Source organism: Arcicella rigui (assembly GCF_034929435.1).
Classification (GTDB): Bacteria; Bacteroidota; Bacteroidia; order Cytophagales; family Spirosomataceae; genus Arcicella; species Arcicella rigui.
Window position 1 is genome coordinate 144,625 of sequence record NZ_JAYFUM010000017.1, and the last position, 11,812, is coordinate 156,436.

Consider the following 11,812-nt stretch of genomic DNA (forward strand, 5'->3'; position numbering starts at 1 on the left):
CTTTATCAGCACTTATCAATTTATGTTCAAACTCAATCGCTATGAAGTCAGTCTGACGATAAGGGTACTTTTTCTTTTGGCAAGTATCACAGCGGCAGCTTTTTGTATCGTAAATAATAAATTTACGTTACTCTTTTTTATTGGACTGGTTTTGTTTTTTCAGATTTTGAGTTTTGTTCAGTTTATTAATAAAACCAATACCGAGCTTACACAATTTATCGAAGCCGTTCAGTATAGAGATTTTTCTTTGCAATTTGCCGAGAAAAATGCTCCTGTTTCGGTGCGGCAATTGCGGCGGGCTTTCAACCAAATTAACGGTACTTTCAAACAGCTATCTTCCGAACGAGAAGAACAATATCAGTACTTACAGAAAATTTTAGAATTGGTTGATACGGGTATTTTGTCTTATGACCAAACGGGTGAAGTAGGATGGATGAACGAGGCATTTAAAAAAATGCTTGCGATTCCGTATCTAAGAAATATTTCTTCTTTAGAAAAACGAAATCTTTATGTTTTTCAAGCCATTAGTTCGCTACAAAGTGGTGAAAACCAATTAGTAAAAATCGACCAAAAGCAAGTATTATTAGCCAAAACCACTTTTTTGAATGATGGCAAATTAACGCATTTAATTGCTTTTCAGAATGTAAACGAAGCCATTGAAGACACAGAGGCACAGGCTTATCAGAAATTACTGAGAGTAATGACGCACGAAATCATGAATTCCGTAGCTCCGATTGCCTCTTTAGCCGAAACGATGGAAGAGCGTTTGAAAACAGGACAAAGTCCTAATCCATCCAATAAACAATTGTTGGAAGATATTACTTTGGGCGTGGCTACTATCAAAAAAAGAAGTGCCAATTTGTTGAAATTCGCCGATACTTATCGACAATTAGCTAAAGTTTCGATTACTTCTTTTGCGGTTTTTTATGTGAGAGATTTGTTTGAAAGTGTGGAAATTCTGCTTGAAAATCAGATTGAACAAAAGAATATAGAATTGGACGTAATCCTAAAAGATTTTGATTTACAAATCGAAGGCGATTTGGCTTTGGTAGAACAAGTACTAATCAATTTGATGATTAATGCCATTGATGCCGTAAAGGAATCTGAGCAACCTAAAATTCAAATTTCAGCTTATAAAAATACGCAAGAAAAAGTAGTACTTGAAGTAAAAGACAATGGAATAGGAATGTCGGCAGAATTGATGGATAAAATTTTTGTGCCGTTTTTTACTTCTAAAGCCAACGGTTCGGGGATTGGTCTGAGTCTTTCAAAACAAATTATGGCTTTGCACAAAGGCAGTATCACGGTACATTCGGTAGAAGAACAAGGTACAGTTTTCAGACTGACCTTTGCATAAAAAAAGCGTAGAAGTATTTTTTCTCCTACGCTTTTCTTGATAAAAATAATATTGTTACTTCAATACATACGCCAAAGCTTCTTCGTTTTCAGCAATCCATTCTGTAATTTCAGTAACGATTTGTTTGATTGAAATTTCTGGTTTCCAGCCTGTTAAAGCTGTCACTTTTGAATTGTCGGTTACATACAAGCGAATATCTGCTGCACGGTTTTCGGCAACTTGCTTCATCGGAATCACATTACCAGTTACTTCCTGACACACTTTGGTAAGTTCTTGTAAAGAAGCACTTACTTCTACGCCACCGCCAGCGTTTAGGATTTCACCATTTACTTTGTCGATATTATGCAATTGAAAATCAATCAATCGGTATAAATCTTTTACGTGCAACATATCACGAGTTTGACGACCCGAACCGCCGTAACCAATGTAAGCCAATTGCTGTTTCCAGAAGTGTTTCGCTACCCAAAGTACCATTACACCTTGGTCGATTTTTCCCATTTGCCAAGGACCAGTCAATACTCCACAACGGTTGATAACGGTTTTCATTCCGTAAAACTCATTGTACTCATGAATCATTAATTCAGAAGCCAATTTAGTTGCCCCGTACAAAGACCTCGCTCCATCTAATGGAAAGTTTTCAGCAATACCTTTTGAAGAAACACCCGGCACAGCCTGTTCGTCTGAAAGTACAAAACGAGTTTCAGCCTCTTCAAAATTCAATTTTTCGATGGCTTTAATCGGATAAATTCTACTGGTAGAAAGGAAAATAAAAGCTGCACCGCACTTTTTAGTATAGTTCAAGCAGTTGATTGTTCCTACTAAATTGGTATTGATTAAATAGTCTGGTGTACCTTCTAATCCTGCTAATACCGAAGGTTCAGCCGATGATTCAATCACGAAATCGACCACAGGCAGTGCATCAAAATCCTCTTTGTTACGAATATCGCCGTGTACGAAAACTGCTCCAGCTTTTGCCAAACGAGGCAAGTTCAATTCTGAACCTTTACGTTTTAAATTATCCAAACAAATGACTTCATAAGATGGATAATTAGTTTTGATGTTGATGGCGAGCGACGAGCCAACAAAGCCTGCTCCGCCAGTAATTAGGATTTTCAAGGTAATTTATCTGTTTAGGTTTAATCTACTCTTTTCAATATAACATTCTCGACAGGTCTGATAATCAATGGCACTTTTTCAACTTTCACGGCACTGGTATCAAGCCCAAACCATTTGTCTTCAGAAGGTGTAAAGTCTTTGATAAAGAAGTAGGCTTTCATAATCAAACCTTCTACAAGCGATAGTTTATTATCAAACGATAGGAATTTCTCTAATACTACAAAACGGAAATCACCAATTACATTTTGTTTGTTCAAAGATTCATAACGAGAAGTAATATCCACTTCACCTTTCTTTACCATGTCTTCAACCACTTTTCTAAAGTATAGATTGATACGTTGTTCCACTCTAAAGCCCAATCTGAAATTTACTTTAATGATGTCGTCAGACTCTATAACGTTTACTTTATATTCCATTGTATAAGGGTCGTCCATGGTATCAACGTGGACAAACCAATAAATGTCTGCTCTTTTAGGACGTTTCTGGAAAATAGAGTAAATAATTTTTGATTCGATTTCGCTTGTACGTGCTGCGTTCGACATAAATACTAAGTGTGTAGCATACTTAGGAATACTCATATCTCGGCTCAATTCTTTCAAAGGTTCGATATAATCTGCGAGTTTTACATATTCTGTCAAACGCATTTTAATAATATTCGCTCTGTACCAAATTACCATCAAGGCAATAATGAGTGCTGCAATGAAAAGCGAAACATAACCACCGTGAACGAATTTACGCAAGTTGGCAACCAAAAACGCCCCTTCAATTGCTACGTACAAAATGATAAAGGCAACAATCCACCACATATCAATTTTTCGGACGTGGAGGTAGTATGCCATCAGTGCGGTAGTCATCAACATCGTCAGCGTAATCGCCAAACCATACGCCGCTTCCATATTGGCTGATTCTTTAAACCATAGTACAACGCCTACGCAACCCAACCACAAGAAAATATTCATACTGGGTACATACAATTGTCCTTTTTGGTCGGAAGGATAATGCAAACGTACTTTTGGCCAGAAGTTCAAACGAATAGCTTCTGAAACCAATGTAAATGAACCCGAAATTAAGGCTTGGCTGGCAATTACTGCGGCAGCAGTAGCAATAGCAATTCCCCAAATCAAGAACCAACCCGGCATTAATTCAAAAATTGGTTTACGTTCGTTGAGTAACTGACCGTTTTGTGTAATTAACCAAGCACCCTGACCGAAGTATTGCAGTAGCAAAGTGATTTTTACAAATATCCAACTGATTCTGATATTTCCACGACCACAGTGACCTAAGTCTGAATACAGAGCTTCTGCACCCGTAGTACAAAGAAACACCGCTCCTAAAACCCAGAAACCACTTTCGCCTCCGTGTGAATTGCTCAGTAAGTCAAATGCGTAGTAAGGAGATAAAGCCTTTAGAACCGTCCAATCTTTGGCAATCCATAAGATTCCGAAAAAGCCCAGCATCGAGAACCAAATCAACATAATTGGGCCAAACGCTCGTCCTACTACTTTCGTTCCGAAGATTTGGAACATGAACAAACCCGTAATAATCGCCAAAACGATGGGAACAGTTTGAAGGTCTGGATAAATTTTCAAAAGCCCTTCAATCGCAGAAGCCACAGAAATTGGCGGAGTAATAACACCATCTGCCAAAAGTGTAGAAGCACCAATAACGGCAGGAAAAGTAAGCCATTTAGCATGACGACGCACTAAGGCGAAAAGTGCTAAAATACCACCCTCACCACGGTTGTCGGCTCGAAGAATTAAGATTACGTACTTGAAAGTAGTCTGTAAGGTCAATGTCCAAAAAATACAAGAAAGTCCGCCTAAAACCGTCCTTTCGTCTATGGGAGAATTGCCGATAATCGACTGCATTACATAGAGCGGTGAAGTACCAATATCACCGTAAATAATTCCCATGGCTACCAGCAGACCCGCTGCGGTGGCTTTGTCCATATTTTTATGTTCCATATACAAGGAAGCCATTGCAACACGATATATTGCAATTTATTGTTGGTTAAGTAAAAATTTTAAATAAAATGGCAAGTTTTTTTTTAGTATTTGAAGCAAATATAATAGCTCTGAAGATTTATACAATTTTTATAAAAAAGACCTTCGATTTCTGAAAAATCTTTTTTGAAATTCTGATGAAAATATCATTTTTTGATTCCTAACCAGAAGGTCAGTAGATGCTAAATTCTTGTGTACAAGCTTCTGAAAATAAATTAAATCTTTGATAAGCAATAAGATTATACGTTGAGGCTACAAAGTCACGCTACTTTTTCAGGTTTATCACAAGTACTTTGCCTACGGAAGTGCCAGCGTTTGATGGAATAAAATTTTATTGTAATTAAGCAAGAATGCTCTTTTGGAGTACAAGTATTTACGCTAATTTGGGGTGAATTTTCGCTATTTTGGCTATTCGATAGCAAAAATATTCATCTACTCAACAATCAACAGATTAAACCGTTTATCAAAAATGAATAGCTTTCATTATCAGAATACCTTTTATTGTTATTTTTTGTAAAAAATCTAATGCACATGAAAAACCTCAAGTTATCCCTATTGGGTATTGTGTTATCAGTTTTGATTAACACATTAGCATTTGCCCAGAAAACTTTTGACTGGAAAACTGCTTCTTCGGCTGGCTACACTTACAAATACGTAAGTAACGACCCTATGAAAGCCCGTTTTTACACACTCGCCAACGGTCTGACTGTAATCCTGAGCGAAAACCACAAAGAACCACGCATTGCGGCTTTAATTCCTACTCGTGCTGGTTCAAACACCGACCCAAGAACCAACACGGGCTTGGCACATTATTTAGAACACATGTTGTTTAAAGGAACGGATAAATTCGGTTCGTTGGACTGGTCAAAAGAAAAACCTTTGCTCGACCAAATTGATGCTCTTTACGAAAAGTACAACAAAACAACGGATTCATCTCAGCGAAAAGCGATTTATAAAGAAATCGACCGAGTATCTGGCGAGGCTGCCAAGTTTGCTATTGCCAACGAATACGACAAAATGATGGCTTCGATGGGCGGACAAGGTACAAATGCGTTTACATCTTATGAACAAACTGTTTATACAGAAGATATTCCTGCTAACGCTATCGACCGCTTTTTGAAATTACAAGCCGAGCGTTTCCGTAATCCAGTTTTACGTATTTTTCATACAGAATTAGAAGCTGTTTATGAAGAAAAAAATCGTGGACTTGATAACGATGGTTGGAAAATCTATGAAGCTCGCAACGCCGCTCTTTTCCCAACGCATAATTATGGGCAACAAACCACTATCGGTACAATTGAACATTTGAAAAACCCTTCTTTAGTTGAAATCCGCAATTACTTCAAAAAATACTATGTGCCAAACAACATGGCAATCATCATGGTTGGCGATTTCAACTCGGATGTTTTAATTAAAAAAATTGAAGCTTCATTCAAATACATGGCTTCAAAACCTGTTCCAGAGTACAAGCCTGCTCCAGAATTACCAATCCTCAACCCAATGGTACGTGAAGTATTTGGCCCAACTCCCGATGCCCTTACGATTGCTTGGCGTTGGCCGGGTTCTTTGAGTTCGAGAGAAAAAATTATTGGAACAATTGTAGACGAATTGATGTCGAACTCGAAAGCTGGTTTAATTGACTTAAACTTAGTGAAAGCTCAAAAAGTATTACGTGCAAGCTCAAGCCCAGAATGGAATAAAGATTATTCAGTTTGGCAAATGACTGGCTCGCCCAAAAAAGACCAAAGTTTAGATGATGTAAAAGCATTACTATTAGGTGAATTGAACAAATTAAAATCAGGCAATTTTGATGAGTCTATCATCAAAGCGATTGCCGCCAATTATAAACTCAATGCGATTCAAGGTTTAGAAGACAATACTTCTCGTGCCTATAATTTGTTGGAAAGTTTCGTTGCTGATAAATCAAACAATTGGAATAGCTACGTGGCTCTAAACGACGCTTTGGGCAAAGTAACCAAAGAAGAAGTAATGGATTTCGCTAAAAAATACTGTGGCGAAGGCTATGTGATTGTTTATAAAAGAAAAGGCACTGACCCAAATATCAAGAAAGTTGAAAAACCAGAAATTACGCCAGTAGAAGTAAACCGTGAAGCACAATCTGAATTTTTGAAAGATGTGAATGCAACGCCAATGTCAAACCTTGAACCAAAATGGTTAGATTTTAACCAAGACATCAAAAAAGGTAAAATTGGTACTTTAGAAGCATTGACTGTAAAAAATACAGACAATGATTTATTCCGTTTAAGCTACCGTTTTGACATGGGTTCTTGGAATAGCAAAGTATTACCCATTGCTTTACAGTATTTACAATTTGTAGGTACAGACAAAATGAATGCTGAACAAATCAGTACGGAGTTTTATCGTTTGGCAAGTAATTTCAATACCTCTTATACCGACCACCACATTACTTTGGCAATGTCGGGCTTGAACGAGAATTTCGATAAAACCGTAAGCCTTTTTGAAGATTTATTGACAAAATGTAAAAAAGACGATGCGGCTCTGGAATTATTGAAAGGTAGATTATTGAAACAAAGAAACGATGCCAAGCTGAACAAAGCGGCGATTTTACAAGGACTATCGGCTTACGCTTCTTTTGGTAGTAAAAATCCAAGAAATACTTTACAACTGACAGATGCTGAGTTGAAAGCATTAAAAGCAGAAGATTTAATCGACTTCTTACACGATTTGTTCTCTTACAAACATACAGTAGTGTATTATGGACCAAAATCGGTAGAGGAATTGGCAACTGCTTTGAAAGCCGTTCACCAAATCAATACTTCTTTCAAAGCCGATTTACCTTTGGTAGCTGATTTTAAAATGCAAGTGCCAAACAAACCTGTGGTTTTATTTACAGATTACGACATGGTTCAGGCAGAAATCAACTGGGTACGTCCAACGATTCCTTACAATTCTGCTGAAACACCTATCGTAGAATTATACAATAACTACTTCGGAGGCGGAATGTCGTCGATTGTTTTCCAAACTATTCGTGAATCAAAAGCTTTGGCGTACTCTACTTATGCTTATTATCAAACGCCAAATACTAAAGACGAAAAGTATCGCATGATTGCTTACGTAGGTACGCAGGCTGATAAAATCCATGAGTCTATTGCTGGCATGAATGAATTATTAAATGATTTCCCTGCTTCTGAAAAGAATTTGGAAACAGCAAAAGAAGGAATGAAAAAGACTTTTCAGACCGAAAGAATCACACAAGATAATATCATTTACACTTACTTAGCTGGACTTGATAAAGGCGTAAATATCGACGAACGTAAAGCTACTTACGAATCTTTAGATAAATTAACGTTAGCAGACTTGAAGAAATTCCAAGATTCACTTTTAGCTAAAAAGCCTTATTCTATGTGTATTGTAGCATCTGAGAAAAAAGTAAACTTAGAAGATTTGAAAAAATACGGAGAAGTGAAGAAATTGACTTTAGAAGAAGTGTTTGGATATTAATTTAGCTTTAAGCTGTGAGCTATGAGCTTTGAGTTTTTAGCTTTGAGCAATGAGCTAAGAGAAAAACTCACAGCTCATTGCTCAAAGCTTACAGCTCATAGCTTAAAACTCTACAAACCAATGGCAGAACACCTTGAAACAGGCAAAAAAGCCGAAGACATCGCCGCCGAATATCTTATCGGGAAAGGCTACCAAATCCTCCACAGAAACTATCGCTACGGTCGAGCAGAAATTGATTTGATTGTACGAAAAGGTATCTTTTTAGTTTTTGTCGAAGTAAAATCCCTTAGCAATTTAAAATACGGAATGCCCGAAATTGGCGTAAACAAACATAAAGTAGCCATGGTAACCAAAGCCGCCGACTTTTATGTGTATAAAAACAACTGGCATCAACAAATCCGTTTCGACATCGTAGCCGTCATTTTCAAAAACAATACTTATGAAGTATCACATTTTGAAGATGCCTTTTATTAATAATCAGTAGCACGAGTTTCGAACTCGTGTTTTTTATTTGACGGGTTGGAAACCCGTGCTACGGCTACATAATATCATTATAAATATCTTTGATATACGACCATTTCCAATCTTTCTTATTCTTACACAAACCTGCTTTTACTGGATTATTTAAGACATAATTCAAAATTCGATGTAACTCTTCTCGGTCACGAACAAGCCTATCATAACTTTCTTCTTGCCTAAAAGGACTATGTTTTCCTAAAAGCTTATTACACTCAAAACCAGAATGCCGTTTAATAGAGTGCATATATTCTTCTAAATAAAAAGGCGAATCAATTTCTGTTTCATCATATAACCTTACTACGATATGTACATGATTTGACATGATACAATAAGCATAAAGCTCTATTTTTTTATTATCCCAAAAGTGGAAAGAGTCTGCTACAATCTTAGCAAAAGCATCATCTTTTAAGTAATGATTTCCCTCTTGATAAGTATCATAGAATTTATCTCTTTTGCCAAAATCACGTCTGCCAAGCTTATCTAAATCATCATTGATATTTGGGGATGTTTGAATAATCTTAGCTTTTTCTTGAGCATACTCCTCTTTCCAACGGTCGGAAACAGCTTTTGGAATACTTCCACGAAGATTAAAGGTGACAAAAAATGTTCCGCCAAGCGGTTGTAAATGAGGGAGATTTCTTCTGTAAAACTGCTTCTTCATATTGTAGATGGTTTTATACTTCTGTAATACGAGTTTCCAATTCGTTTTTTTTGATGGGTTAGAACCCCGTGCTACCGTTCTGTACCCTGAGTTTTCAACTCGTGTTTTGTTTTTGTCGGGTTGGAAACCCGACGTACAGTTCTTTAGTAGCTCGGGTTTCCAACCCGACAAAAAACAACAAGATGACTAATTGATTTTACTTTATGGTCATTATATTTTACTTTATGGCTATTTCATTTTACTTTATGCCTATTACATTAAACAAGATGGTTATTTGATTTTACTTTATGGTCTTTATATTTTACTTTATGCTTATTGCATCAAACAAGATGATTATTTGATTTTACTTTATGGTCATTGCATTTTACTTTATGGCTATTCTGTTTAACTATATGTCTGTTTTGTTGTTTATTATCTTGATTATTAAACGTTTGTGCTTAAAAATAAAGCAAATTTTTATGAATCCTTTGAGGATTTTTAGATATATTTATTCTACAATTGATTAAATATTTCACCTTAAAATGACTCTACAAATGGCAAAAACAACAGAAGCAACCTTTGGAGCAAAACTTGCGAATGCTGCAACGCTTTCCACACATTTAAAAAGTTTTATTGGCTATCTTTCCCCCACAGCCGAGACCAGTCTTGAGCAATATGATTTGCTGATTGAATCTATCAAAACTACGAATGGCAATGTCATTAGCCGTAAAGCTAATTATTCTACTGCTGTTGAAACAAGACTCAAACATTTTTCAAAAGAAGCGTCCTCTGTGGATAAACTCATCAGCCCGATTTTGGCAACTGTAAGGGCTACCTTGGGGAAAAGTGCAAAGGAAGTAGCTACTATTACAGCTATTGCGATTAAAATCAGAGGAGATAAAACTTCAAAAGCAAAATCAGCGGATAAGGGAAATGGCATCAGTCATTCAGAACTATCTTACGGTAGCAAGACTCAGAATTTTGCAGATATAGTAAACATTTTGGTTGGTTTAGGTGCAAATTATAAACCTGCTAACGACTTGATAAGCATTACAAGTTTACAAACTAAAATAGCGGAAATTAACCAAGCCAATACCGTTGTGGCAAGTAGCTATGGGGCTTTGAAAGTGGTTTCAGATTTTAGGAATAGTCAGTATGAACAATTGGCTGAGATTACCCAAAGGATAAAAGAAGCCGTAAAAAGTCAGTATGGTGTGAGTTCGGTAGAATATCAGTTGGTAAAGGGATTAAAAGTATGACCGTAGCACGAGTTTCCAACTCGTGTTTTTTTGACGGGTTGGAAACCCGTGCTACGGTTTATCTATCTACTTCGCCCATTACTAAGTCCATTGAACCAATAATGGCTACTAAATCAGCTAACATTGCTCCACGACTAATTTCGGGAATAATGGATAAGTTGTGTAATGAACAAGCTCTGGCTTTTAGACGTACAGGGATGTCCGAACGCCCATCTGTACGGAAAAAGAAGCCTAATTCACCTTTAGGGTTTTCGGCACGAGTGTATAAATCCATTGCTTGCGGACGAATCTTTTTGGGTACTAAAGCTTGTGGATTGAAATCGGTAGTACGTTTGTGGTCGTTGGTAAGTTGTATCAAACATTGCTCGATGATTTTGATAGATTCATCGCATTCTAATACTCTTACATAATTTCTATCCCAGCAGTCGCCTACTGTTCCCATTTCTCCTTTACCAACGGGTATATCAAAATCCAATTCTGGATACACCGAATAGCCATCTACTTTTCGTAAATCTACCTTCAAGCCCGAACCACGGAGTACTGGACCAGTACAGCCATAGTTGATAGCCAAGTCCATCGGTAAAATACCAACATTGGCTGTTCTTTGGATAAAGATTTTGTTTTCAATTACCAATTGTCTCAACTCCACCATTTTAGGTTTTAGGTAATTGATAAATTCGGTACAACGTTCTTCAAAACCCACGGGCAAATCATAGAATAAGCCACCCACCCAAATATAATTATAGAGCATTCTTGCTCCAGTAAGCCACTCTAAAAGTCTTTGAAGATGCTCACGGTCACGCATGAGCCACAAGAAGGCAGTGTAAGCTCCGATATCTAAACCATAAGTACCAATAGCCACAAAGTGTGAAGCCAAGCGGTTGAGTTCAGCCACCAAAACACGGATGTACTCGATTCGTTTGGGAAGTTTTCCTTCCAAATCCAAGAGTTTTTCTACACCCATTACATAAGCGTGTTCTGAATTCATGGCAGCCAAATAATCCAATCTATCTACATAAGGAATGATTTGATTGAAGGGCAAAGACTCAGCGTGTTTTTCAAAACAGCGGTGTAAATAACCCAAATGCGGTACAACATCTACTACCAATTCGCCATCAGAAACTACTTCTAATCTCAAAACCCCGTGTGTAGAAGGGTGTTGTGGACCAAAAGACAAAATCATTTCCTCTGATTTCAAATCCTTTAGTTGATGTTTATTCGGGTCTGAAAGTCGAAAGTTTTCTGGTTTATATTGATATTGAATCATTTTGAGTGAGGAGTTTTGAGTTTTGAGTGAGGAGTTTTTTGAGTGCTGATGTCCTTGCCTAAAATAGGTTGCCTTCAAAAGGCAACAAATAATGGCAAATTCAAAATCAAAAACTGGAAAAAGTACAAAATACGAGATTCGTCAAAGTCGTATTTTCAGTGAGTCGTT

The 11,812-nt window shown here is 37.1% G+C and carries 10 protein-coding genes; 6 read left to right on the plus strand and 4 right to left on the minus strand.

Annotated features, from left to right (window positions below):
• Positions 1 to 22: 22 nt before the first annotated feature.
• Positions 23 to 1,357, plus strand: a complete 1,335-nt coding sequence (locus VB248_RS14915; RefSeq protein ID WP_323297595.1) for a sensor histidine kinase — start codon at positions 23 to 25, stop codon at positions 1,355 to 1,357.
• A 54-nt stretch (positions 1,358 to 1,411) separates the two neighbouring features.
• On the opposite strand, the gene VB248_RS14920 is transcribed toward VB248_RS14915, so the two are convergent.
• Both VB248_RS14920 and VB248_RS14925 read right to left on the minus strand, forming a co-directional pair.
• Positions 1,412 to 2,473 (minus strand): NAD-dependent epimerase/dehydratase family protein, encoded by a 1,062-nt coding sequence (locus tag VB248_RS14920; protein WP_323297596.1) that lies wholly within the window; start codon positions 2,471 to 2,473, stop codon positions 1,412 to 1,414.
• A gap of 20 nt (positions 2,474 to 2,493) precedes the next feature.
• A complete protein-coding gene (locus VB248_RS14925; protein WP_323297597.1) occupies positions 2,494 to 4,437 on the minus strand; it encodes a KUP/HAK/KT family potassium transporter in 1,944 nt (647 codons plus the stop codon).
• Positions 4,438 to 5,007: 570 nt separating this feature from the next.
• On the opposite strand from VB248_RS14925, the gene VB248_RS14930 reads away from it, so the two are divergent.
• A complete protein-coding gene (locus VB248_RS14930; protein ID WP_323297598.1) occupies positions 5,008 to 7,959 on the plus strand; it encodes a M16 family metallopeptidase in 2,952 nt (983 codons plus the stop codon).
• A 120-nt stretch (positions 7,960 to 8,079) separates the two neighbouring features.
• Positions 8,080 to 8,433, plus strand: a complete 354-nt coding sequence (locus VB248_RS14935; protein ID WP_323297599.1) for a YraN family protein — start codon at positions 8,080 to 8,082, stop codon at positions 8,431 to 8,433.
• 64 nt (positions 8,434 to 8,497) lie between these two features.
• Here the strand turns inward: VB248_RS14935 and VB248_RS14940 are convergent, their stop codons facing one another.
• Positions 8,498 to 9,139 (minus strand): transposase, encoded by a 642-nt coding sequence (locus tag VB248_RS14940; protein ID WP_323297600.1) that lies wholly within the window; start codon positions 9,137 to 9,139, stop codon positions 8,498 to 8,500.
• A gap of 7 nt (positions 9,140 to 9,146) precedes the next feature.
• On the opposite strand from VB248_RS14940, the gene VB248_RS14945 reads away from it, so the two are divergent.
• The 3 genes from VB248_RS14945 (at position 9,147) to VB248_RS14955 (ending at position 10,377) form a co-directional block, all read left to right on the plus strand.
• Positions 9,147 to 9,329, plus strand: a complete 183-nt coding sequence (locus VB248_RS14945) for a hypothetical protein (protein WP_323297601.1) — start codon at positions 9,147 to 9,149, stop codon at positions 9,327 to 9,329.
• Entirely contained in the window at positions 9,330 to 9,527 is a 198-nt protein-coding gene (locus VB248_RS14950; RefSeq protein WP_323297602.1) for a hypothetical protein, read from the plus strand.
• A 145-nt stretch (positions 9,528 to 9,672) separates the two neighbouring features.
• Positions 9,673 to 10,377 carry a hypothetical protein gene (locus VB248_RS14955; protein ID WP_323297603.1) on the plus strand — a complete coding sequence of 235 codons (705 nt, stop codon included), beginning with the start codon at positions 9,673 to 9,675 and terminating at the stop codon, positions 10,375 to 10,377.
• Positions 10,378 to 10,435: 58 nt separating this feature from the next.
• Here VB248_RS14955 and VB248_RS14960 read toward each other — a convergent pair whose 3' ends face one another.
• Positions 10,436 to 11,644 carry an NADH-quinone oxidoreductase subunit D gene (locus VB248_RS14960; protein WP_323297604.1) on the minus strand — a complete coding sequence of 403 codons (1,209 nt, stop codon included), beginning with the start codon at positions 11,642 to 11,644 and terminating at the stop codon, positions 10,436 to 10,438.
• Positions 11,645 to 11,812: the final 168 nt, after the last annotated feature.

Excerpts from the sequence above, each read along its gene's own strand:
- VB248_RS14925 (WP_323297597.1), bottom strand. The coding sequence starts at position 4,437 with ATGGAACATAAAAATATGGACAAAGCCACCGCAGCGGGTCTGCTGGTA.
- VB248_RS14930 (WP_323297598.1), top strand. The coding sequence starts at position 5,008 with ATGAAAAACCTCAAGTTATCCCTATTGGGTATTGTGTTATCAGTTTTG.
- VB248_RS14935 (WP_323297599.1), top strand. The coding sequence starts at position 8,080 with ATGGCAGAACACCTTGAAACAGGCAAAAAAGCCGAAGACATCGCCGCC.
- VB248_RS14915 (WP_323297595.1), top strand. The coding sequence starts at position 23 with ATGTTCAAACTCAATCGCTATGAAGTCAGTCTGACGATAAGGGTACTT.
- VB248_RS14955 (WP_323297603.1), top strand. The coding sequence starts at position 9,673 with ATGGCAAAAACAACAGAAGCAACCTTTGGAGCAAAACTTGCGAATGCT.
- VB248_RS14940 (WP_323297600.1), bottom strand. The coding sequence starts at position 9,139 with ATGAAGAAGCAGTTTTACAGAAGAAATCTCCCTCATTTACAACCGCTT.
- VB248_RS14945 (WP_323297601.1), top strand. The coding sequence starts at position 9,147 with ATGGTTTTATACTTCTGTAATACGAGTTTCCAATTCGTTTTTTTTGAT.
- VB248_RS14960 (WP_323297604.1), bottom strand. The coding sequence starts at position 11,644 with ATGATTCAATATCAATATAAACCAGAAAACTTTCGACTTTCAGACCCG.